Raw genomic sequence first — 21,023 nt, forward strand, 5'->3', positions numbered from 1 at the left:
CCTTTCCGCGATGGAGTCGCGTTAGGGGCCTTAAACCGCGCGGCGGCGGTCCCGGTTGCCTATCGAGACCCCATGCAAACGATTGTCCGCGTTTGGGCTCACGCGATCCGTGCGTCATTCCCCACAGGGGTATAACTAGATTACGAGGGGAGAATGGTGGGCGCAGTAGGATTCGAACCTACGACCCGCTGATTAAGAGTCAGCTGCTCTACCAACTGAGCTATGCGCCCGTCCGGCCCGAAGCGGTGGTCTGCCTCGGCGGCGAGGCGCGGAACATACGCAAAGAATCTTGGAACGCAAGGGACTATTTTTTGGCCAGACGAGACATCAGCGGCGCGGTCGATTTCGCCTATCTGGAAGGGTTCGCAGCCGACGATTCGGCGGTCATCGACGAGGTGCTGGCCCTGTTCCGCGAACAGGCCGCCCTGTGGTCGCCGATGCTCTGCAAGAGCCATCCGGGCTGGGGCGACGCGGTCCACACGGTCAAGGGCGCAGCGCGCGGCGTGGGGGCCTTCGCGCTCGGCGACGTGTGCCAGGGGGCGGAGGACGGCACGGCGAGCCTCGAGGCGGTGCGCAATGCGCTGGACCTGGCGCTGATGGACATCGCCGCCTACGCCCACGAACGGGCGCTGCGGTCGTTGAAGGGCTAGGGCGTCTCAAGGTTGCGCGCTGGCCGACCCTAGGGCATGGAAAGGCCACGCTTATCGGGGAACCACATGCGCTCGGCCATCATCGGATTTCTTATTGTCCTAAGTGTATTGTTGCCGGCGAACGCCAGCGCTGGGGCCGCGATCTACGCTATCAAAACCCACCCCGATGGGCGGGCCTACCTTGGTTCAGACGTCTTTGTGGCAGGGCGAACGCCTGACTTCTCGCAAAACATGCTCGACAGCGCGCTTGACGTAGCCGACGACCGGGTGCGGCACGTAGCGACCGGCCTGACGTTGCCGCTTCGTACCGACCATTGCGCTATGAGGGGCTTTTATGGGGTGCGTGTTCAGGTGGCAGGCTTCGGCGAATTCCTGAGTTTCCAGCATGGTGGACGGGGTTATTACACCTGTGATCCGGACCATGGCCCCGCCTTTGTGAACTTCAGCCTCGAAGTCGATATCGGTGGCCCGGAAGATTATGCAGGTCCCGAGGGCCTCGCTCGGCGTTTGCTGAGGGGGGGCATGATGCCCGAGGGCGACCCGGCTGCCATCGTTTGTACCTCGTCCACCACCCTTGGAATGCTCAAAGTTGACTGCGAGCGTAGCGGGACCTTTGAGGGACACGCCATCCAAGAGCGTGGAACAGTTTTCGTCAAAGGCACCGACAGCTTTATCAAGTTCAGCATCGCTTGCTTAGCGGAGGAATGCCCGACCGCAGCCAAGGGCCTTTCTGATCTCGTCGCAGCCATTGATGTCTCGAGCCTGCAGGCCGACGCGGTGGTGCCGTGACTGACTCAGAAGGCCTATGAGCCCTTCGTCCGGTCCCAGCTGTCGTACTCATAGGCGATGCAGCGGTCGACCAGGGTGCGCCACACCGGCTCGGCGATGGCTTCGGATAGCCCCGACTCGCGGGCCGCGGCCTTCACCTTCGCGACCACGTCCTCGATCCGCGCCCGGTCGAAGACCTTGCCGCGGTCGGGCTTGATGCGGGCGGCGGCGTCCATGTAGCCCTGGCGCTCGGTCAGCAGGGCCACCAGGGCCCGGTCCAGGGCGTCGACGCCCTGGCGCACGTCGGCCATGGACTGACAGTCGGCGGGAACCAGCCGTTCGCCGACCTCGATATTCGTCTTGACCATTTAGCCCTAGATGCCCGCGCCGTTGTCCATGGTGAGGAGGGCCGCCTCGTGGGCGGCCGCCTCGGCCTGCAGCCAATTCACGAACGCCTTGACCTGCGGCAGTCGTCCCTTGGCCTTGGGATGGACGACGTAATAGGCGAAGTCCACCGCCGTGGGAATCTCGAAGGGAATGACCAGCCGTCCGGCGTCCAGATCGGCCTGGGCCAGGGTCTGTTTGGCCAGCGCTATGCCCCGTCCGTTGGCGGCGGCCTCGATCACCATGCTCGATTGGTTGAAGCGCGGCCCGCGCGCCCCGTCCACCGACCGGATGCCGCGCGCCGCCAGCCACATGGCCCAGTCGGGGCAGCTGTCGTCGGCGTCGGGCGAGCCGTCATGCAGCAGGATGTGGTGGGCAAGGCCCTCGGGCGATTCAAGCGGGTTGCTGGCCAGCAGCTCAGGCGAGGCGACCGGGATCACCGTCTCGTTGAGCAGGCGGATGACCTCCAGCCCCGGATAGCGGCCCGAACCGTAGCGGATGGCGAGATCCACCTCGCCGGCCGCGAAATCGACGACCTCCATGCCGGCCGACAGCCAGACATCGACCTGGGGCTGGGCCTGCTCGAACTTACCCAGGCGCGGCACCAGCCACTTGGCGGCGAAGGAGGGCGCGGCGGTCAGGGTCAGGCGGCGGCCATCGACGGCGGCGGTCAGCAGAGAGGCGGCCTCGGCCAGACGGTCGAAGGCCTCGCGCAGGGCGGGCAGGGCGGTCTGGGCGGCGTCGGTCAGCAGCAGGCCCTTGGGCGTGCGCTTGAACAGGGCCGCGCCCACATAGTCCTCAAGGTTCTGGATCTGCTGGCTGACGGCGCCGGGCGTCACCGACAGCTCGTCGGCCGCGCGGCTAAAGTTCAGATGGCGCGCGGCGGCCTCGAACGCGCGCAGGGCGTTGAGGGGCGGTAGGCGACGCCGTTCCGACTGTCTTTCCATGAGTTTTACTAAACGCCCCGGCAGAAGACCTTGTTTGCGAAGTGACCCGGTCGCGACCAATTTGCAAGCGTTCGCTGATGGAGACGGCCCTTTTCATCGGTGAACGCGAGCGGGGCGGACCCTAGGGTTCGCCCCGTAATGCTTTGGCGCTAACCGGTTTGGCCAAGAGGCCGGCCCGGCGTTTCGTCGATGGCGTTTGGCTTATAGAGGACCTGAATCATGGCTCGGCCCACGGTCCGATCCGCCTCCCCCCGTACGACCCCCGGCCTCGTCGTCATCGGCGGCGGCGAGAGCGTCCGCGCGCCGGGCCGCGTGACCTTGGTCGGTGCGGGTCCCGGCGATCCGGAACTGCTGACGATCAAGGCCCTCAAGGCTCTGCAGGCTGCGGATGTCATCGTCCATGACGGGCTCGTTTCCGACGAAATCCTCGACCTGGCGCCGCGCGGCGCCCAACGGATCAATGTCGCCAAGCGCAAGTCGCGCCACACCTTGCCGCAGGATGACATCAATCAGCTGCTAGTGGCCCTGGCCCTGGAGGGTCTGGTCGTCGTCCGGCTGAAGGGCGGCGACCCCTTCCTGTTCGGTCGCGGCGGCGAGGAACTGGCCGCTTGCCGTGAGGCGGGCGTCGAATGCCTGGTGGTCCCCGGCGTCACCGCCGCCCTGGCCGCTTCGGCAGGGGCCGGCGCGCCGCTGACCCATCGCGGCTCGGCCCAGGCCGTGACCTTTGTCACCGGTCATGCGGCGCACGGCGATCCCGATCTGGACTGGACCGCGCTGGCGCGACCGAACCAGACGGTGGTCGTCTATATGGGCGTCAGCACCGCCGCCCTGATCTCTGCGCGTCTGACGGCGGCCGGCCGCGACGCCGCCACCCCGGCCCTGATCGTCGAGAACGCCAGCCGCCCCGACGAGCGCCGTATCCTCACCACGCTCGGCCAGATGGCCGTCGCCGCCGACGGATTGCGGGGTCCGGCGTTGCTGATGGTCGGCGAATCGATGGCCATGGCCGTCGAGGCGGCGCCCGACATCATCTCCTCCACCCTCCAGCGCGCGAGCCCCCGGTCATGAAGGTCCTCACCGCCAATCGGCTGATCGACGGCGACGTCGTGTTCTGGAAGGCCGGCCGCTGGGTCGAGGGCTTCGGCGAGGCCGAGCTGTTCGACGAAGCGCATGAGGCCGACGCCGAGGCGGCGGTCGCCAAGGGCAAGACCCAGGCGACCACGGTCATCGACGCCTATCTGATCGACGTGGCGCAGGTCGAGGGCGGCCTGGCCCCGGTCAGCTACCGCGAACGCATCCGGGCCCTGGGCCCTACCAACGAACCCACCCACGGCAAGCAGGCCGTCGGCGGCGAGGTGATCGAGGCGCTGCGCCATGCCCACGGCGCCGCCCGCTCCACCGGCCGCGTAGACCTGATCCGCAGGAAGTAAGATGTATCAGTACGACGTCATCGACCGCGAGTTCCTGACCGACCGCTCCAACGAGTTCCGGCATCAGGTGGCCCGCCGCCTGGCCGGCGAACTGACCGAGGACCAGTTCAAGCCGCTGCGGCTGATGAACGGCCTCTATCTGCAGCTGCATGCCTACATGCTGCGCGTGGCCATCCCCTACGGCTCGCTGAACGCCCGCCAAGCCCGCCGCCTGGCCTGGATCGCCCGTACCTATGACAAGGGCTACGGGCACATGACCACGCGTCAGAACATCCAGTTCAACTGGGTGAAGCTGAAGGACACGCCCGATATCCTCGACGCCCTGGCCGAGGTGGACTTGCACGCCATCCAGACCAGCGGCAACTGCATCCGCAACGTCACCGCCGATCCCTATGCCGGCGCCACCGCCGAGGAGATCGACGACCCGCGCGTCTGGTCCGAAGTGCTGCGCCAGTGGTCGACCCTGCATCCCGAGTTCAGCTTCCTGCCGCGCAAGTTCAAGATCGCCATCACCGGCGCCTTGACCGACCGCGCGGCGGTGAAGGTGCACGATATCGGCCTGATCCTGCGCCACGGCCGAGAAGGCCAGATCGGCTTTGAGGTGATCGTCGGCGGCGGGCAGGGGCGCACGCCCTATGTGGGTCCGACCATCAAGCCGTTCCTGCCAGCCGAGCGGCTGTTGAGCTATGTCGAGGCCGTGCTGCGCGTCTACAACCGCCACGGCCGCCGCGACAATATCTACAAGGCCCGGATCAAGATCCTGGTCGCCGCCCTCGGGGCCGAGGAGTTCGGCCGCCAGGTGGACGAGGAGTGGGGCAAGATCAGCGCCGAGCGCGCCGACCTGCCGGCCGCCGAGTTGGCCCGCGTCCGCGCCGCCTTCGCCCAGACGAAGTTCGAAACCCTGCCGGCCCGTTCTGAAAGCTTCGAGGCCGCCAAGGCGCTGAGCCCGGCCCTGCAACGCTTCGCCCGCAACAACGTCAAGCCGCACAAGCAAAGCGGCTACGCGATCGTCGAGGTTTCGCTGAAAGCCATCGGCCAGACGCCAGGCGACGCCACCGCGGATCAGTTGGAGGTCGTCGCCGACCTGGCCGAGCGCTACAGCCTGGACGATCTGCGCGTCACCCATGCCCAGAACCTGGTCTTGCCGCACGTCAGGCTGGACGACCTGCCCGTGGTCCACGCCATGCTGGAAAAGCACGGCCTGGCGACGGCCAATATCGACTTGGCCAGCGACATCATCGCCTGTCCGGGCCTGGACTACTGCGCCCTGGCCAACGCCCGCGCCATCCCGATCGCCCAGGACATAGCCCGCAAGTTCGCCGACCCCGATCGCGCCGAGAAGATCGGCGAGCTGAAGATCAAGATCAGCGGCTGCATCAACGCCTGCGGCCATCACCACGTGGCCCATATCGGCATCCTGGGCGTCGACAAGAAGGGCGAGGAATTCTACCAGCTCTCGCTCGGCGGATCGGGGGCGGAGGACGCCTCGATCGGCAAGATCCTGGGCCCCGGCCTGTCGGCCGACAAGGTGGCCCCGGCCATCGAGTCCCTGGTCGAGGCCTATCTGGCGATCCGTACCGGCGAGGAGCGCTTCCTCGACACCTATCGCCGCGTCGGCCTCGAACCCTTTAAGGAGGCGGTCTATGCCCAGGCTGATTAGGCTGGCCGGCGCCACGGCCCAATGGGCCGAGGACGGCTTCACTCACGTCGCCGACGAGGAGGCCATCCCCGAGGGCGACGTGATCCTGTCCCTGGCCCGCTTCCAGGCCGAGGGCGAGATTCTGCTGTCCAATAGTCGCCGGGTCGGCGTGCGCATCGAGTCCGACCAGGAGGTCGAGGCCCTGGCCTATGACCTGCCGCGCCTGGCGGTGGTGGCCCTGGCCTTTCCGAAATACCGTGACGGCCGCGCCTATACCTCGGCCCGCCTGTTGCGCGAGCGGCTGGGCTTCACGGGCGAGGTTCGGGCCGTGGGCGACGTGCTGCAGGAGCAGGCCGGCTTCATGGTCCGCTGCGGCTTCGACGCCTTCGAACCCAATGACGGGGCGACGCCGGAGGCCTGGACCAAGGCGGCCCACCGCTTCCGCCATGTCTATCAGCGCGCCGCCGACGACCGGCTGGTGGCGTTCGAGGAACGGGGTGTGTGATGGCCTATGACCAAGCCGTGGCCGAGCCGACCTCCAGCACCGCCACCTTGGTGGCACGGCTGGACGCCGAACTGCGCGACGCCCATCCGCTGACCATCCTGCGCAAGGCCTTCGAAACCTTCGGCGACAGGCTGGCCCTGGTCAGTTCGTTCGGGGCCGAGTCTGCGGTGCTGCTGCACCTGGCCAGCCAGGTGTCCAAGGACATCCCGGTGCTGTTCCTCGACACCGGCATGCTGTTTGGCCAGACCCTGGACTATCGCAAGGGCCTGGCCGCTCAGCTGGGCTTGACCCAGGTGCGCGACCTGCGCCCGGCCTTCGCCGACCTGGCGGTCACCGATCCGAAGTCCGACCTGTGGCGCACCGATACCGACGCCTGCTGCCACATCCGCAAGGTGCTGCCGCTGGACCGCGCCCTGGGCGAATTTGACGGCTGGATCACCGGCCGCAAGCGCTTCCACGGCGGCGACCGCCTGCGCCTCGCCGTCGTCGAGCAGGCCGAGGGCCAGATCAAGTTCAACCCCCTGGCCAACTGGGGCAAGGCCGAGCTCGACGCCTATGTCGACGAGTATCGGTTGCCGGCCCACCCGCTGGTCTCGCAGGGCTTCCCGTCGGTGGGCTGCTGGCCTTGCACCAAGGCGGTCGATGACCCCAACGCCGATGTCCGCGCCGGTCGCTGGGCGGGCCAGGACAAGACCGAGTGCGGTATCCACGTCGCTCGCGCCCCAGGCGCCGCGCCGAACGTGGGCGAGGGGATCTAGCGCCTTCTAGCGCCTTCCGGGCTTGCCCCGCGCAGTTTGGACGCAGGCTCAGCCGCGGAGGGTTAAGCCGCCGTTATCCGTCGTGCCCCTACCTTCACGAAGGTTGGGGGGAAACGATCTTGTCAGCGGCGACCACTGAGCTTCATTCGGATGTCGCCACGACATTCGACGTCCTGTCTTGGGAGCTGGAATTGGCCGGCGCCCGCTGCATCTTTCTCGACACACTGATCGGCAAGTTGCTGATGACAGTTCCGCCCGAGCACCGCGAGCAACTGCTTGAGGGGGTCCAGGCTGTGGACCTTCTCAGCCAGCACCTGACGGGCCTTTCGACCTTCGCGCGGGGGCTCAGCCAGACCGTCGAGGCCCGAGAAACGATCGGCGTCACAGCGGCGCTGAAGAGCATCACGCTGGGCGCCTTGGCCGATCGTATGACGACCTCGTTCGGCGGGGAAGAAGCGGGATTGAACGACGGCGACGACGCCGGAGACTTGGATCTCTTCTGATGTCAGTTGCCCGGATCCTCATCGCAGACAGCGACCGCGCGGTTTCGGAGATGCTGCAAATCCGCCTGGACGTCGCGGGTTACCATCCGTTGTCGGCGCGCAGCGGCACGGGGGCCTTGGAAATCATCCGCAACATGCGGCCGGCGGCGTTCGTGCTCGACTTGGGGATCCTCGATATCGACGCTTTCAAACTGTTGACGATCCTGCAGCACGATCGCTTGCGACCGCCCTGTCCAACGCTGCTGATCGGCAAGCGGCTGGGGGTCGAGGATATTCGACGCGCCGCCACCCTGGGGGTGCGCACCTGCGTGGTGAAACCGTTCAGTGGCGCCGATTTGCTCGATCGCGTGGCCAAGATGCTGAAGCCCGCGCCCGGTATAGCCAGCGCGTCAACCCGCGCGGCCGTTTCAGCGGCGCCAGCCTCCACCGAGTTCTTTAACTGATTTGCTCCGCCTATCCTGGCGGGCAGCCCTTGAACTCGCCGACCTTGGTCACCGAGAGGGTCGCCAGGTTCAGGTTCATAAGGGGCTTCATCGAAGACGCGCCCTGGCCGCTGAACAGGTCCAGCTTGTTGCCCTTGATCGCGCCGCCAATGTCGGACGCGTACCAATAACCGTCATGCTTGGCGCCGTTGGGCATCGGCAGGCCGACGGTTTCCTTGATGAACACCACGGTGCGGCGGGGGATCACGCTCTTGTCGACCGCCAGGGTGCGCATCGCCACGACCTTGCAGCCCAGGCTGTCCAGCGCGCGGATGCCCTTGGCGCCCGCATGATAGAGCGTGGCCTTCATTCGGTATTCCACCGAGCCTGGCACGGACCCCGTCAGGGCCCCGGTGATCAGGTCGCCCAGCGGATCGCTGCGCTGTTCGGGTTCGCCGGCGGAGGCAGGGAGGGCGATGGACATGGCCAGAGCAGCGGCCAGAAATCCCGCAAACGTGCGTCGCATCGAGGAGTTCCTCTTATCGGCGTAGAGTGTCGGTCGGCGGCCTAAGTACTAAGGTCACAGCCCCGTGACAACCCATCCAGGGGTGACCGATGGTCGCTGCGCACGTTTCGCGACAGGGGCGGCGCGCAGCGCGCAGGGTTGAAATCAGTTCCGCAAGACGCGCAAAGCCTGGCCTCACAAGGGCCTTCGTGCTGGCGCTTGCTGTTCGTGACAAGCCGGCGCTAGCGAAGGGCGCGCGGGTGTCTTAAACCCGAGTCGCCCGCTGGATGGGCACGGTCAGACGCCTCTCAGGTCAGCTTTCTGGCCGAGTGAGTCGCTCGGATCGACCCGTCCTCGCGTCGTCGGGCCCGTCAGTTCCGTGGAGCGCGCATGAAGTCGTCCGTCCGTCTGTCCGTCAGCCTGGCCGTCGTGGCCCTGATCGCCGCGCCCGCGCCATCGGCCCTGGCCTGGGGGGCTTGGGGACACCGCATGGTCGGGGTGGTCGCCGCCGAGAGCCTGCCCGCCGCCGTGCCGGCGTTCCTGCGCACGCCCGCCGCCGTGGCCGCCATCGGCGAATATGCCCGCGAGCCGGACCGCTGGAAGGGCTCGGGCAAGATCCACGACACAGATCGCGACGCGGCCCATTTCCTGGACCTTGACGATGAAGGCAAGATGTATGGCGGGCCGAAATTCTCGGTCGAGACCCTGCCGCTTACCCGAGCCGACTATGAGAAGGCCCTGGCCCTGGCAGGCCACGACAGCTGGAACGCCGGCTACCTGCCCTACACGATCATTGACGGTTACCAGCAGCTGGCGAAGGACTTCACCTACTGGCGCATCCTCAAGGCAGTCTCCAAGACCGAGAAGGACAAGACCAAGCGCGCCTATTACGTTGCCGACCTGAAGCGCCGCGAGGAGTTGGTGATCCGCGACCTCGGCGTCTGGGCCCACTATGTGGGTGACGGCAGCCAACCCCTGCATCTGAGCGTGCACTACAACGGCTGGGGCGATTACCCCAACCCGAACGGCTACACCCAGAGCCGGGCCACCCATGGCGATTTCGAGGGGCCGCTGGTCAAGGCCTTGGCCGTCAAAGCCGACGTCAAGAAGCTGGTGCCGGCCTATGTCGATTGCGCCTGCGCGGTCGAGACTCGCACCGTGGCCTATCTGACCAAGACCTTCAGTCTGGTCGAGCCGCTGTATCAGCTGGAAAAGGCCGGCGGCATGGTCGCCACCGACCCGCGCGCCAAGGCCCTGGTCGACGAGCGGCTTGCGGCTGGCGCCACCGAGCTGCGCGACCTGGTCGTCGATGCCTGGAAGGCCAGCGCCAATGGCAAGATCGGTTATCGCCCCGAGACCACCGTCGCCGACGTGGTGTCGGGCAAGGCCGATCCTTGGATCGACCTGTACGGCAAGGACTGATCGCTTGCTGGCGTTCGACGCGCCCGACGCGGCGCTGGACTATAAGAACCGTTGGGCCGCCTTCGGCATCGCCGAGGGCGCCCACGGCAAGATCGCCCTGGTCGAGGTGCGCAAGCCCGGCCAGCCGCCCTATTTCGATCTGCCCGGCGGAGCGGTCGATGGCGGTGAGGATGAGCCCGCCGCGATCGTGCGCGAGTTCGGCGAGGAGACTGGCCTGGTGGTCGAGGTCGGCCGCCGCGTGGTCGAGATCAGCCAGCCGTTCATCAAGTCCAACGGCCAGCCGCTGCGCAACTTCGGCGGGGTGTACGCGGTGACGGTCGTGGCCGAGCGGCCGGACCTCAAGGTCGAGGACGACCACACGCTGGTGTGGCTTGATCCCCGCGACGCCGTGGTGGCGCTGCGGCATGACGGGCACGCCTGGGCCGTGGCGGCCTGGCTGCGGCGGGGCTAGCCTTTCGCCAGCATCGCCTTGGCCTTTTCCGGCGCCACCTGGTCGAAGATCGTCCGCAAGTGCACGTCCTTGGCGTGATCGTTGTGCAGGTCCCAGGCCAGCGAAACCGGCAGGCGTAGGCGATTGCCGTCGGCCAGCTTCACGACCAGCACGCGCCACGAGAAGCCCTCGCCGGGTTCGCCCAGCGGGTCCCTGAACTCCAGCGGGGCCGGATCGCGCAGGCGAAACGCGCGGCCCTCGTGGGCGTCGAACCAGTCTTGGTCGGCCTTGGCGACGGGATCAATCTTCGATGGCGGCGCGGCCAACTTAGCTTTCAGAGTGCGGACCATGGCGAGCCTCCTGCTTGCAGCGGCGGTCTCTAGCAGCTTGGCGAGGCCTTGCCATCCGCCGGGCGCGTCCCATCTGCGTGAGCGGAGCCATGGCTCCAGTCAGGCAGGACCTCCGTGAGCCACGATAGGCCGTTCAAGCGCGCCCGTTCCGACTGGACCGAAGTGGTCCTGGTCTGCCGCAAATGTTCGAAGAAACTCGACGGCGGGTTCGGCGACAACGGCGATCAGCGCCTGGCCAAGGCGCTGCGAAAATCTATCGCCGGCAAAGGCCGCAAGGCCCGCGCGGGCGTCGTCGAAGTCGGTTGCTTCGACGTCTGTCCCAAGAACGCCGTGGTGGCCGTGCTAGCCTCCAACCCGGGCGACTGGGTCGTGGTTCCGCGCGGGGCGTCGACGGCGGCGGTGGCGCAGCGACTGGGGCTGGACGCGGCGGCCCTAGGAGACCGGCCGGAAGCGCTTCACCGCCAAGAAGCCCAGCCCGCCGAGTAGGATCAGGCTAGCCCCCTGGGCGATGGCGAAGGGCGGCTCGGTTCCGGCCGGGGCCAGGACGTGCAGCGGCGGGATCTTCCGGAACGACTGAGCCACGCCGACGAAGACGTTGAGATAGAGGGCGATGGTCGCGGTGATCACATAGATCGGTCGCCAGGCGCCGACCAGCTTGCTGCCGTAGAGTGCCCAGAACGCAATCGCCAGGACCACCAATGAGATTACGCCGACGATGCGCGGCGGACCGATGGCCTTGGAATGGAAGAAGAAGCCCGTGACGCTGGTCAGGGCGGTGGTGGCCAGAAAGCCGGTCGTCCAGCCGGGCAGCCGCCGGTTGATTAGCATGCCGCCCAGGGCGACCAAGCCCGCGGCGATGCCGATCAGGCTGATGATCACGTGAATCAGGGTGAAGGTCGCCGTAGACACGCCCAAGATCATGGTTCGCCATTTTTCAGTTCCAGTGAAGGGCGCGTTAAGTGTTGTTGGCGACCGCCGGGTCGGAAAGCCTCGCGACCATTCGGCATCTGCGGCGCCGCGAGGCAAAAGTATTGAAGATTCCTGCGCTAGCGTGGGTCTCGACGTTACACCGCGATTATGGACGATCGCCGGCCAAGGGTCCGGCGGTCGGCGTGGCGTGGAACGCCAGAACTGGACGGGCATTTCACAGCCATGATCGCGCTCCTCCTCGACCTCTCCAACATCCTCGGCGGTTTCATGCTGGCCATCGGCCTGCTGGCGCTGATCCCCAAGGCCGGCGACGACTTCGGACGGTTCGCCGACCGACTGTCGCCTTTCCGCTGGATCGTCGGCATCGTGGCCTTGGTTTGCGGCGGCTATTTCCTGCTCGTCCACCTGATCAGCGGGCCGCACGTGTTCCACTTCGAGATCGTCGCGATCGCCGTGGGCGTGTTGCTGCTGTGGGATCGCCTGCGGGCCGGACGTTTCGCGGGGCGCGACCTGCCGGCCAGCGGATCGCAGGGATCGGGCCTGGTGCTGGCGGTGTTCGGCGTCATCGCCATGATCGTCGGCCTGCAGGGCATCTTCACGCCCGACTGACGGCTGTCCGCTTCAATCCGGCGTTAAGGCGTGGCGCGCATGCTGACGTCCAGGTTCGCCTCCCAAACACCTTGGGCAAGACGGACAGTTCAGGGAGGTCGCCATGTCCTCGACCGTCAGCAACAGTTTTCGCCGTTCGCACGACCATTTCGAACCGCAGGATACCGATCCCCAGACCCAGCGCCGCCTGCGCGGCCACCTGGAGCAGATCGACTACACGGCCTTCGCCTCCAACAGCGCGGTGATCGCCCAGGTGCTCGATAAGAGCGACTCCGGCAAGTTCCAGCGCCTGGCCGTCGCCGCAGCCACGGCGCGTGCCCGCTGGGTTGCCGAAGCGGTGGCCATGACCGAGGGCGGCGTCGCGATAACGCCCGAGCAGACCGTGCGGCTCTCGGCCCTCCGCGCCGCCTACGAAGAACTGGCCGAGGTCTATGAAGCCATGCGGCGGATGGTCGAGCGCGGCTACCTGACCTACAGCGTCCTCATGGTCACCGAGGGCGGCAACGCGGTTTTGCGCTAGAGCATTTCCCGACCTGACTGCGTCAGGCCGTGAGCTCTAGTCTTTTGTTTTGACGCATTTTTCTTCACGCGAACCGGAACCACTTCGCTCGAAAAATGCTCTAGGCTGAAACCTTGTCCCCGCGATTTAGCGGGTCGGGCAGGGGCTCGCCGCTCCTCACGAACTGCAACGATACCGAATTGATGCAATAGCGCAGACGCGTGGGGGCCGGGCCGTCCGGGAAGACGTGGCCCTGGTGGCTGTCGCAGCGGGCGCACAGCGTCTCGATCCGCACCATGCCATAGGCGGTGTCGCGCACCTCCTTGACGTGAGCTTCGTCGAACGGCGCGTAGAAGCTCGGCCAGCCCGTGCCGCTCTCGAACTTGGTCTTGTACTCGAACAGCGGCAGGCCGCACTCGCGGCAGCAATAGACGCCGGGGTTCTTCTCGCCAAGCAGGCCGCCGCAGAACGGGGCCTCGGTGCCGTGGTTCAGCAGCACGCGGGCTTCCTCGGCGGTCAGGTCGGCCTCCAGGCGCTGGCGCTCGGGCTCGGTCGGCGGAGTTAGATCGAAACCGGTGGCGGAGAGGGTGGCTATGTCGGTCATGCGCTACAATTTAGGGGCTCGAGGGCGCGTCCGATAGAGGCGACGGAGCCCAGAATCACCTACCGCGTTCGTCTCGAACCATGATGAGGACTCCGCCATGACCATCGCCGTCGCATTCCTGCAACCGGGCTGGGCCGATTGGGAGGCTGGCCCCGTGCTGGCCGCCCTGCGTGAATATAATGGTGTCCAGATCGAGGTCGCCACGCCTGACGGCGAACCGCAGACCTCGATCGGCGGCGTGTTGGCGGCGTCGGACTACAAGTTCTCCGATCCGGTGCTGGCCGACGCCGACGTGCTGCTGCTGATCGGCTCGGACGCCTGGGTCGAATATCACGACGAGGCCTTCTTCAGCCTGCTGCGCCAAGCCTATGCCGACGGCAAGATCATTGGCGCGATCTGCGCCGGCACGGTGGCCGCCGCCCGGGCGGGCCTGCTGACCGGTAAGGCCCACACCTCGAACGGCGGAGACTGGCTGGCCCAGCAGGCCCCGAACTATGCCGGGTCGGGCGGCTATGTCGACAGCGCCAAGGCCGTGACCGACGGCCGGCTGGTCACCGCGTCCGGCCTGGCGCCCGTGACCTTCAGCGCCGCGATCGCCCGCCTCGTGGCCCCCGAAGCTGGGGACAAGCACGACGAATATGTGGCCATGTTCGCCAAGGAATTCGTGGACTAGGCCGGCCTATTTGACCGCCGCGGCGCCGGCCCTGGCGATTAGGCCGTCCTGGGCGCCCGAGCCGCCCGAAGCGCCGATGGCTCCCAGGATCTGGCCATCGACGATCAGCAGTTCGCCGCCCTCGATCGCCAGGGCGCCGGTGAAGATGGCGTTCAGCGTGCCGCCAGTCACCGCCTCCTGGAAATAGGATGTCGGTCGGCGGAAGTTTGCGCTGGTCTCGGCCTTACGGCGGGCGACGTCGTTCGATCCGTACTGCGCCCCATCCATCTTTTCGCTCATCACCAGGGCGCCGTTGGGTTCAACCACGACGATGACCATGAACCAGCCCTGCTTGCGGGCCTCGGCCTCGGCGGCGGCCACGGCGACCTTGGCTTCGGCCAGGGTCACCGACCGGCCGTAGGGCGGGGCCGGCGGCGCGGCGGGAACCGGGGCGGGCGCGGTTTGGGCCAAGGCGGGCCCGGCCATCAGAGCGACGGCCAGGGCGAGCGTGGCAAGCGTGGAACGGAGCATTGGGTCGTTTCCTCTGAAGTGGCGTGCGATCGCGGCGGTGGGCCTCATGTTGCGAATGCGAACAACAGTCCAGGCGCCGCGCATCGGTCTTCGTTGCGGTCGCCATTGGAAACCGGTGTCATGAACCATGTCACGCTGCGGCGCCGTTGCAAACCGCGAGCGGCCTGCTAGTCCGGTGTCCAACAAGACAATGACAAGCGCGTAGGGGACGGCCGGATGTTCAAGAAGCTGCTGATCGCCAACCGGGGCGAGATCGCGGTGCGGGTGATCAAGACCTGCCGCCGGATGGGCATCAAGACAGTGGTGGTCTATTCCGACGCCGACGCCGATAGCCTGGCCGTCGAGATGGCCGACGAGACCGTGCACATCGGCCCCGCGCCCGCCAACCAGTCCTATCTGGTGGCCGACAAGATCATCGCCGCCTGCAAGCAGGCCGGCGCCGAGGCCGTTCATCCGGGCTTTGGCTTCCTGTCGGAGAACGCCAGCTTCGCCCAGCGCTGCGCCGACGAAGGCGTGGTGTTCATTGGTCCCAACCCCGGCGCCATCTCGGCGATGGGCGACAAGATCGAAAGCAAGAAGTTCGCCGAGGCGGCCGGGGTGTCCTGCGTGCCGGGCCATATCGGCGAGATCGCCGATGTGACCCATGCGGTGATCATTTCCGAGCAGGTCGGCTATCCCGTGATGATCAAGGCCAGCGCCGGCGGCGGCGGCAAGGGCATCCGCGTCGCCTGGAACCGCCAGGACGTCGAGGAGGGCTTCCCGGCCGTCCGTGCCGAAGCCAAGGCCAGTTTCGGCGACGACCGGATCTTCATCGAGAAGTTCATCGAGAGCCCGCGCCACATCGAGATCCAGGTGCTGGGCGACAAGCACGGTCACGTGGTCCACCTGTTCGAACGCGAATGCTCGATCCAGCGGCGCAATCAGAAGGTCATCGAGGAGGCGCCGTCGCCCTTGCTCGACGAAGCCACCCGCGCCGCCATGGGCGCCCAGGCCGTGGCCCTCGCCAAGGCCGTGAACTACGACAGCGCCGGGACCGTGGAGTTCGTGGTGGGCCAGGACAAGAGCTTCTACTTCCTGGAGATGAACACCCGCCTGCAGGTCGAGCATCCGGTCACCGAGCTGATCACCGGCCTGGATCTGGTCGAGCAAATGATCCGCTCCGCCTGGGGCGAGGCGCTGGCCTTCACCCAGGATGATTTGAAGATCAACGGCTGGGCCATCGAGAGCCGCATCTATGCCGAGGACCCCTACCGCAAGTTCCTGCCCAGCATCGGCCGTCTCGTTCGCTACGACCCTCCGGAGGAGGGCGAGCATGAGGGTTACACCGTCCGAAACGACGGCGGGGTGCGCGAGGGCGACGAGATCTCGATGTATTACGACCCGATGATCTCCAAGCTCTGCACCTGGGCGCCCACTCGCCTGGCGGCCATCGACGGCATGGGGCGGGCGCTGGAGGACTTCCATATCGAGGGCCTGGGGCAGAACATCCCGTTCCTGGCGGCGGTGATGGACCAGGAGCGCTACCGCTCGGGCGTCATCTCGACCAACTACATCAAGGACGAGTTCCCCGACGGCTTCAAAGGCGTGGAAGCGACGCCGGAGCAAGCTGACGTGCTGACCGCCGTCGGCGCGGCCATGCAGCGGGTCTACGCGGCCCGGTCTCGCACAACGGGGGCCGGGCTCAGCAATCCCGTCCGCACCGAGTGGATCGTCGCGGTGGGCCACGCCAAGCGACGGGTCAGGCTGTCGGGAGAGGGCGCGTCGCTCAATGTGGAGCTGCCGGACGAGGGCCGCGCGATCGTGTTGGAGACCCTCGACTGGCGTCCCGGCAAGCCGGTGTTCCACGGCAAGCTCGACGGCAAGGCCTTCACCGTCCAGGTGACGCCGGCGGCCGAGGGCTTCGTGATCCGCCATCGCGCCGCCAAGGCCAAGGTGCTGGTCCTGACCCCGCGCAGCGCCGAACTGCACGACAAGTTGCCCGAGAAGCAGGCCGCCGACACCTCCAAGCTGGTGCTGTCGCCGATGCCGGGACTGGTGGTCAGCATGGACGTCGCCCTGGGCCAGACCGTCCGCGAGGGCGAGATTGTCTGCGTGCTGGAGGCCATGAAGATGCAGAACATCATCCGCGCCGAGCGCGACGGCGTGGTCAAGGCGGTCAACGCCAAGAGCGGCGACCCGGTGGCCGCCGATGAGGTGCTGGTGGAGTTCGCGTGAGGGTGCGCTGCAACTTGCCCGCCAAGTTCACGTCGGCTAGAGCTTGACTATGGCCAAGAAACGCAAGCTTCCGTTGATCGAGGGATTGTTTAGCCTGGACGGGCGCATGCGCCGTTCCGAATACTGGCTGGTCAGCATAGGCCTGACTGTGGTGAAGGTGCCACTGACCCTGCTCGGACATTTTCTGGGACCGGACGGCGCGGCGATCGTTCGCGTGCTGCTGGAACTGTTGTTCCTGTGGCCGGCTCTGGCCCTGATGGTCAAGCGGGGGCACGATCGTAACCGGCCAGCGATCTTCGTAATCGGGCTCCAGGCCGTGCTCTTCGTTGTGGCGATCGTTTTTTACGCAGTCCCCGATGGCGGCTTGAAATATGCGGCGACAGCGGTGCTTGCGGTGATCGCCCTCTATGCGTTCATCGAATTCGGTTGCCTCGACGGGACTCAGGGACCCAATCGCTACGGCCGCTCGCCTAAGGGGATCGGCGGCGATCCCGACAGCCAGCTGGCCGAAGTCTTCGCCTAGCCCTTTCGCGGCGCCGCGGCGCAGCCTAGTTTCTTCAGGAGACTTGTTAGGACCAGCATGAACGATCGCGCGGAATGGTGGGACCTCTTCCTGTCGGCCTCGGGCCGGACAGCGCGTGGACCGTTCCTGATTGTGTCGGCGGCGCTGCTGACCTTCGCTGTCGTCTATGAGGCGACGGGCACGACCACCCACCTCTTGACCGGGTGGCTGATCTACCCGCCGCTGCTGTTCGTCGCGACCTGCGTGTTCTCCAAGCGGCTGCATGACCGAGGTCGGTCGGGCTGGTGGGCGGCGCTGGTCCTGCTCTCGTTGGTGGCCGTCTGGCCGACGCCCAAACACTTCTGGGACCTCCTGTTCGCCGGCGTCGTGCTGTGGACCATCATCGAGCTGGGCGTCATGCCCGGCGAGCAGGGCGCCAATCGGTATGGACCTAACCCGCTGAAACCGGTGGTCGCGGTCTAAATCCTTGCTCCCCTTGCGGGGGAAGGTGGCCTCGCGGAGCGGGGTCGGATGAGGGGTCGAAAGGCGGATCGGCCGCAAGCGGACAGGTCAGCGCGACCCTCATCCGTCGGCTTCGCCGCCACCTTCTCCCGCAAGGGGAGAGGGAGAATCCTCCGCCGCCCCGAACACCCGCGTAAAGCTGGCCCGCAGCGCTTCATCCGCCTCGTCCATGGTCACAGGCAGGCCTAGATCCACCAGGCTCGTGACCCCGTGCTCGGTCTGGCCGCACGGCACGATGCCGGAGAAATGCTCCAGGTCCGGCTCGACGTTCAGGCTGATCCCGTGAAAGCTGACCCACTTGCGCAGCTTGACGCCGATCGCCGCGATCTTGTCGTCACGCGACCAGCCGGGACCCTTGCGCTCGACCCAAACGCCGACCCGGCCCTCGCGCATCTCGCCGGTGACGGCGAAGGCGGCCAGGGCGTCGATGATCCAGGCCTCCAGAGCTTGCACGAAGGCGCGGACGTCTCGGCCGCGTTTCGTCAAGTCCAGCATCACATAGGCTACTCGCTGGCCGGGGCCGTGATAGGTGTATTGCCCGCCCCGACCGCTGGCGAACACCGGGAAGCGATCGGCGGCGATCAGGTCGGCCGGCTTGGATGAAACCCCGGCCGTGTAGAGTGGCGGATGCTCCAGCAGCCACACCAGTTCGCCCGCCGTGCCGTCGGCGATGGCGGCGGCGCGGGCCTCCATGGCGGCAACGGCTGCCGGGTAAGGCACGTACCCGGTCGAAACCGCCCAGCCGACAGGGACGCCGTCCGGATGGCCGAGCAGCGGAAGGTCGTTATTTTCAAGGCTTAACGGGCGATCAAGCATGCGGCCTTAGACTTGCATCAGGTGCAACGCGACCAACCATGGCCGCGCGTGTCTTCCAGGGACTTACTTCGTGAGCCAGGTCAACGCCGTCAATATCGAGATCTCGGTTCTTCTGGGGCGCTCGATCCTGCCGATGCAGCAGCTGCTGCGCATGGGCCGCGGCGCGGTAATCCCGCTGGACGCCAAGACCAATGACGAGGTCTGGATCCTGGCCAACAACCACCCCATCGCCCGGGGCGAAATCCAGATCAGCGACGACCGCATCGCCATCCAGGTGACCCGCGCCGCCGACGTCTACGACTACATGGCCGGCGGGGCGTAGCTCACTGATCGTTGGGCCAGGGACTGCTCCGGATGCGGTCGTAGAAGCCACTCCACTCCGCTGGTTCGGGATTCAGGCGCTCGTATTCGTTTCGGGCATCGGCCGAGAGGTCCGAAAACGCCCTGTAGAAGTGAGTGCGAACCTCTTCGCCTTCACCCATCCGCCAGCCAATCGAGCCATTGGGAGTCTGGGGCAGGATGGACCAAGGTGGTTTCATGCCGGCAACCCTATGCAGCTTTCTCGCCCCCGGCCAACTCCGCTCTTTCCAAATCAAACTCAGTTTGCTACCAGCCGCGCCTCACCATGAGCGGTCGTGGCGGAATTGGTAGACGCGCAGCGTTGAGGTCGCTGTGCCCGAAAGGGCGTGGAAGTTCGAGTCTTCTCGACCGCACCAGGTGGACAAAGGCCTAGAGCGCGCTTGGCGAAATCGGTTTCCGACTCGCTGGGCGCGCTCTCACCATTTCTGGAGAAGGGGTTTGCCCTTCTCGCAACTTCGGAATAACCCGCAGGACGCAACGCTTACAGTTCAGGAGGCGCCCATGACCCGGGAAACTGTCGACCTGACCGACGAGGCGCGTCACAACCTGCTGATCCCAGAACCGGAAGCGGTCGAGGATCTCGAAGACCTCGCCCTTGGCGACGACTACGCCCTCAATCCCGAATATGTCGAGATGGTCATCGACGCGGCCGACCGCGGCGACACGGCTCGTCTGCGCGAGCTGGTCCATGCGCTGGAGCCGGCCGACGTCGCCGACCTGATGGGCTTCCTGTCGGCCGCCTACCGCGAAGAGGTGATCCCGGTCCTCGACCCGGAATGGCTGGGCGAGATCATCGCCGAGCTGGACGACAACCTGCGCGAGGAGGTGCTGGAGGCCACGCCGTCGGCGACCCTGGCGAGGGCGCTGGAGGAGCTGGACTCCGACGACGCCGCCGACGTCATCGACGACCTGGACGCCGGCAAGCGCGCCCAGGTGCTGGCCGCCATGGACGAGGGCGACCGCGCCGCCATCGAGACCAGCCTGTCCTACGAGGACGAAACGGCCGGCCGCCTGATGCAGCGCGAGTTCCTGGCCGCGCCGCAGTTCTGGACCGTGGGCCAGACCATCGACCATGTCCGGGTGTCGGGCGACCACCTGCCGGAGCTGTTTTTCGACGTCTATGTGGTGGACCCGTCGTTCACCCCGGTCGGCGCCCTGCCGATCAGCCTGCTGCTGACCAGCAAGCTGGAGACCCCCCTGGCCGAGATCATGGAGGCTGTGACCGAGATCACCGTCGACATGGACCAGGAGGAGGTGGCCTACATCTTCGACAAGTACCACCTGATCAGCGCCCCGGTGGTCGAGGCCGGCGGACGGCTGGTGGGCCAGATCACCGTCGATGACATCGTTGGGGTCATCCGCGAAGAAGCGGAAGAAGACATCCTGGCCCTGGCCGGCGTGAGCGACGCGGGGCGTGACGCCACCGTGGTCGATATCGTCAAGGCCCGCCTGCCGTGGTTGCTGCTCAACCTGATCACCGCCACCATCGCCGTCAGCGGCGTGGCGGTATTCCAGGACGAGATCGCCCAGCTGGTGGCCCTGGCCATCCTGATGCCGATCGTCTCGTCGCTCGGCGGCAACGCCGGCACCCAGACCCTGGCGGTGGCCGTGCGGGCCTTGGCCAGCAAGGAGCTGACCACCGCCAACGCTCGCCGGATCATCCTGCGGGAACTCGGCGTCGGCCTGGTCAACGGCTTCACCCTGGCCGTCGTGATGGGCGGGGCGACCTACCTGTTCTTTGGCCCGAAGGACCACCACGGTAAGCTAGCGATCATCGTCGGCCTGGCCCTGATCACCAATATCTTCACCGCGGCGGTCGGCGGCATCCTGGCGCCGCTGACCCTGGCCAAGATGGGACGCGACCCAGCCGTGTCGTCGTCGATCTTCGTCACCTTCTTGACCGACTTCACCGGCTTCTTCGCGGTGCTGCTGATCGCGGCGCTGTTGTTGCACTAGGCCGTAGTGACGATTTAGCTATTTGAGCCATAGCATGATGGCGGCGAGGGTTACGAAGCCCATGAAGGTGGTTGCAAGCTTGTCGTACCGGGTTGCGATGCGGCGGAACTGCTTG

The 21,023-nt window shown here is 66.5% G+C and carries 29 protein-coding genes, 2 tRNA genes and 1 pseudogene; 21 read left to right on the forward strand and 11 right to left on the reverse strand.

The window, feature by feature from the left end:
* Positions 1-154: 154 nt before the first annotated feature.
* Positions 155-230, reverse strand: a tRNA-Lys gene (locus ACP7AG_RS17800).
* Positions 231-311: 81 nt separating this feature from the next.
* On the opposite strand from ACP7AG_RS17800, the gene ACP7AG_RS17805 reads away from it, so the two are divergent.
* Both ACP7AG_RS17805 and ACP7AG_RS17810 read left to right on the forward strand, forming a co-directional pair.
* Positions 312-650 carry an Hpt domain-containing protein gene (locus ACP7AG_RS17805; protein ID WP_426032467.1) on the forward strand — a complete coding sequence of 113 codons (339 nt, stop codon included), beginning with the start codon at positions 312-314 and terminating at the stop codon, positions 648-650.
* Between the two features lie 66 nt (positions 651-716).
* On the forward strand, positions 717-1,439 hold the full coding sequence (locus ACP7AG_RS17810) for a hypothetical protein (protein ID WP_426032469.1): 723 nt from the start codon (positions 717-719) through the stop codon (positions 1,437-1,439).
* Positions 1,440-1,453: 14 nt separating this feature from the next.
* Here the strand turns inward: ACP7AG_RS17810 and ACP7AG_RS17815 are convergent, their stop codons facing one another.
* Together ACP7AG_RS17815 and gcvA are read right to left on the reverse strand one after the other, a co-directional pair.
* Positions 1,454-1,786 carry a chorismate mutase gene (locus tag ACP7AG_RS17815; protein WP_426032471.1) on the reverse strand — a complete coding sequence of 111 codons (333 nt, stop codon included), beginning with the start codon at positions 1,784-1,786 and terminating at the stop codon, positions 1,454-1,456.
* A 6-nt stretch (positions 1,787-1,792) separates the two neighbouring features.
* A complete protein-coding gene (gene gcvA, locus ACP7AG_RS17820; RefSeq protein ID WP_426032473.1) occupies positions 1,793-2,749 on the reverse strand; it encodes a transcriptional regulator GcvA in 957 nt (318 codons plus the stop codon).
* A 219-nt stretch (positions 2,750-2,968) separates the two neighbouring features.
* Between gcvA and cobA the strand changes: the two genes are divergently transcribed.
* From cobA to ACP7AG_RS17855, 7 genes are all read left to right on the forward strand, one after another.
* Positions 2,969-3,817 carry a uroporphyrinogen-III C-methyltransferase gene (gene cobA, locus ACP7AG_RS17825; RefSeq protein WP_426032475.1) on the forward strand — a complete coding sequence of 283 codons (849 nt, stop codon included), beginning with the start codon at positions 2,969-2,971 and terminating at the stop codon, positions 3,815-3,817.
* A complete protein-coding gene (locus tag ACP7AG_RS17830) occupies positions 3,814-4,179 on the forward strand; it encodes a DUF2849 domain-containing protein (RefSeq protein ID WP_426012705.1) in 366 nt (121 codons plus the stop codon). The genes cobA and ACP7AG_RS17830 overlap by 4 nt, the downstream gene beginning before the upstream one ends.
* 1 nt (position 4,180) lies before the next feature.
* Positions 4,181-5,839: a nitrite/sulfite reductase gene (locus ACP7AG_RS17835; protein WP_426032477.1), complete on the forward strand. Its 1,659-nt coding sequence runs from the start codon at positions 4,181-4,183 to the stop codon at positions 5,837-5,839.
* Entirely contained in the window at positions 5,823-6,323 is a 501-nt protein-coding gene (locus ACP7AG_RS17840) for a DUF934 domain-containing protein (protein WP_426032479.1), read from the forward strand. Before ACP7AG_RS17835 ends, ACP7AG_RS17840 begins: the two co-directional genes overlap by 17 nt.
* Positions 6,323-7,081 (forward strand): phosphoadenylyl-sulfate reductase, encoded by a 759-nt coding sequence (locus ACP7AG_RS17845; RefSeq protein ID WP_426012699.1) that lies wholly within the window; start codon positions 6,323-6,325, stop codon positions 7,079-7,081. The genes ACP7AG_RS17840 and ACP7AG_RS17845 overlap by 1 nt, the downstream gene beginning before the upstream one ends.
* Before the next feature lie 119 nt (positions 7,082-7,200).
* Complete coding sequence (locus tag ACP7AG_RS17850; protein WP_426012697.1) at positions 7,201-7,584, forward strand: hypothetical protein; 384 nt, start codon at positions 7,201-7,203, stop codon at positions 7,582-7,584.
* On the forward strand, positions 7,584-8,027 hold the full coding sequence (locus tag ACP7AG_RS17855) for a response regulator (RefSeq protein WP_426012696.1): 444 nt from the start codon (positions 7,584-7,586) through the stop codon (positions 8,025-8,027). Before ACP7AG_RS17850 ends, ACP7AG_RS17855 begins: the two co-directional genes overlap by 1 nt.
* Before the next feature lie 10 nt (positions 8,028-8,037).
* Here the strand turns inward: ACP7AG_RS17855 and ACP7AG_RS17860 are convergent, their stop codons facing one another.
* Positions 8,038-8,532, reverse strand: a complete 495-nt coding sequence (locus ACP7AG_RS17860; protein WP_426012695.1) for a 3D domain-containing protein — start codon at positions 8,530-8,532, stop codon at positions 8,038-8,040.
* 369 nt (positions 8,533-8,901) lie between these two features.
* On the opposite strand from ACP7AG_RS17860, the gene ACP7AG_RS17865 reads away from it, so the two are divergent.
* Positions 8,902-9,933: a S1/P1 Nuclease gene (locus tag ACP7AG_RS17865; protein ID WP_426032481.1), complete on the forward strand. Its 1,032-nt coding sequence runs from the start codon at positions 8,902-8,904 to the stop codon at positions 9,931-9,933.
* Between the two features lie 4 nt (positions 9,934-9,937).
* A complete protein-coding gene (locus ACP7AG_RS17870) occupies positions 9,938-10,384 on the forward strand; it encodes an NUDIX domain-containing protein (RefSeq protein ID WP_426012692.1) in 447 nt (148 codons plus the stop codon).
* On the opposite strand, the gene ACP7AG_RS17875 is transcribed toward ACP7AG_RS17870, so the two are convergent.
* Positions 10,381-10,713, reverse strand: coding sequence for a hypothetical protein (locus ACP7AG_RS17875; RefSeq protein WP_426012691.1), 333 nt, complete (start codon positions 10,711-10,713; stop codon positions 10,381-10,383). The genes ACP7AG_RS17870 and ACP7AG_RS17875 overlap by 4 nt on opposite strands.
* A gap of 114 nt (positions 10,714-10,827) precedes the next feature.
* Between ACP7AG_RS17875 and ACP7AG_RS17880 the strand changes: the two genes are divergently transcribed.
* Entirely contained in the window at positions 10,828-11,199 is a 372-nt protein-coding gene (locus tag ACP7AG_RS17880) for a (2Fe-2S) ferredoxin domain-containing protein (protein WP_426032483.1), read from the forward strand.
* Here ACP7AG_RS17880 and ACP7AG_RS17885 read toward each other — a convergent pair.
* Complete coding sequence (locus ACP7AG_RS17885) at positions 11,146-11,634, reverse strand: hypothetical protein (RefSeq protein WP_426012688.1); 489 nt, start codon at positions 11,632-11,634, stop codon at positions 11,146-11,148. The two genes, ACP7AG_RS17880 and ACP7AG_RS17885, sit on opposite strands and share 54 nt — an antisense overlap.
* A 231-nt stretch (positions 11,635-11,865) precedes the next feature.
* Between ACP7AG_RS17885 and ACP7AG_RS17890 the strand changes: the two genes are divergently transcribed.
* Both ACP7AG_RS17890 and ACP7AG_RS17895 read left to right on the forward strand, forming a co-directional pair.
* Complete coding sequence (locus ACP7AG_RS17890) at positions 11,866-12,252, forward strand: hypothetical protein (protein WP_426012686.1); 387 nt, start codon at positions 11,866-11,868, stop codon at positions 12,250-12,252.
* Positions 12,253-12,355: 103 nt separating this feature from the next.
* Complete coding sequence (locus ACP7AG_RS17895; protein ID WP_426032485.1) at positions 12,356-12,772, forward strand: hypothetical protein; 417 nt, start codon at positions 12,356-12,358, stop codon at positions 12,770-12,772.
* A 100-nt stretch (positions 12,773-12,872) separates the two neighbouring features.
* Here ACP7AG_RS17895 and msrB read toward each other — a convergent pair whose 3' ends face one another.
* Entirely contained in the window at positions 12,873-13,355 is a 483-nt protein-coding gene (gene msrB / locus ACP7AG_RS17900; protein WP_426032487.1) for a peptide-methionine (R)-S-oxide reductase MsrB, read from the reverse strand.
* A 97-nt stretch (positions 13,356-13,452) separates the two neighbouring features.
* Here msrB and ACP7AG_RS17905 point away from each other — a divergent pair, with 97 nt between their 5' ends.
* On the forward strand, positions 13,453-14,028 hold the full coding sequence (locus ACP7AG_RS17905) for a DJ-1/PfpI family protein (RefSeq protein WP_426032489.1): 576 nt from the start codon (positions 13,453-13,455) through the stop codon (positions 14,026-14,028).
* Positions 14,029-14,034: 6 nt separating this feature from the next.
* On the opposite strand, the gene ACP7AG_RS17910 is transcribed toward ACP7AG_RS17905, so the two are convergent.
* A complete protein-coding gene (locus ACP7AG_RS17910) occupies positions 14,035-14,538 on the reverse strand; it encodes a GlcG/HbpS family heme-binding protein (RefSeq protein ID WP_426032491.1) in 504 nt (167 codons plus the stop codon).
* A 216-nt stretch (positions 14,539-14,754) separates the two neighbouring features.
* Here ACP7AG_RS17910 and ACP7AG_RS17915 point away from each other — a divergent pair, with 216 nt between their 5' ends.
* From ACP7AG_RS17915 to ACP7AG_RS17925, 3 genes are read left to right on the forward strand one after another with little or no spacing between them, the layout of a single operon-like run.
* Entirely contained in the window at positions 14,755-16,752 is a 1,998-nt protein-coding gene (locus ACP7AG_RS17915; protein WP_426032493.1) for an acetyl-CoA carboxylase biotin carboxylase subunit, read from the forward strand.
* 49 nt (positions 16,753-16,801) lie between these two features.
* On the forward strand, positions 16,802-17,275 hold the full coding sequence (locus ACP7AG_RS17920; RefSeq protein ID WP_426032495.1) for a DUF805 domain-containing protein: 474 nt from the start codon (positions 16,802-16,804) through the stop codon (positions 17,273-17,275).
* Between the two features lie 57 nt (positions 17,276-17,332).
* Positions 17,333-17,737, forward strand: a complete 405-nt coding sequence (locus ACP7AG_RS17925; protein ID WP_426032497.1) for a DUF805 domain-containing protein — start codon at positions 17,333-17,335, stop codon at positions 17,735-17,737.
* Between the two features lie 99 nt (positions 17,738-17,836).
* Here ACP7AG_RS17925 and lipB read toward each other — a convergent pair whose 3' ends face one another.
* Positions 17,837-18,592 (reverse strand): lipoyl(octanoyl) transferase LipB, encoded by a 756-nt coding sequence (gene lipB / locus ACP7AG_RS17930; protein ID WP_426012672.1) that lies wholly within the window; start codon positions 18,590-18,592, stop codon positions 17,837-17,839.
* Between the two features lie 16 nt (positions 18,593-18,608).
* Between lipB and ACP7AG_RS17935 the strand changes: the two genes are divergently transcribed.
* Positions 18,609-18,914 carry a FliM/FliN family flagellar motor switch protein gene (locus ACP7AG_RS17935; RefSeq protein WP_426013252.1) on the forward strand — a complete coding sequence of 102 codons (306 nt, stop codon included), beginning with the start codon at positions 18,609-18,611 and terminating at the stop codon, positions 18,912-18,914.
* A 1-nt stretch (position 18,915) separates the two neighbouring features.
* Here ACP7AG_RS17935 and ACP7AG_RS17940 read toward each other — a convergent pair whose 3' ends face one another.
* Entirely contained in the window at positions 18,916-19,131 is a 216-nt protein-coding gene (locus tag ACP7AG_RS17940) for a hypothetical protein (RefSeq protein WP_426032499.1), read from the reverse strand.
* Between the two features lie 90 nt (positions 19,132-19,221).
* Between ACP7AG_RS17940 and ACP7AG_RS17945 the strand changes: the two genes are divergently transcribed.
* Both ACP7AG_RS17945 and mgtE read left to right on the forward strand, forming a co-directional pair.
* A tRNA-Leu gene (locus ACP7AG_RS17945) sits at positions 19,222-19,308 on the forward strand.
* 145 nt (positions 19,309-19,453) lie between these two features.
* The gene (gene mgtE / locus ACP7AG_RS17950; RefSeq protein ID WP_426032501.1) at positions 19,454-20,908 is read left to right on the forward strand and encodes a magnesium transporter; all 1,455 of its coding nucleotides are present in this window, start codon (positions 19,454-19,456) and stop codon (positions 20,906-20,908) included.
* Positions 20,909-20,926: 18 nt separating this feature from the next.
* Here the strand turns inward: mgtE and ACP7AG_RS17955 are convergent.
* Positions 20,927-21,023, reverse strand: a pseudogene (locus tag ACP7AG_RS17955) (IS5/IS1182 family transposase); the annotation flags it as partial.

It is taken from the genome of Caulobacter sp. DWP3-1-3b2, assembly GCF_049896325.1.
In the GTDB taxonomy this organism is placed as follows: domain Bacteria; phylum Pseudomonadota; class Alphaproteobacteria; order Caulobacterales; family Caulobacteraceae; genus Caulobacter.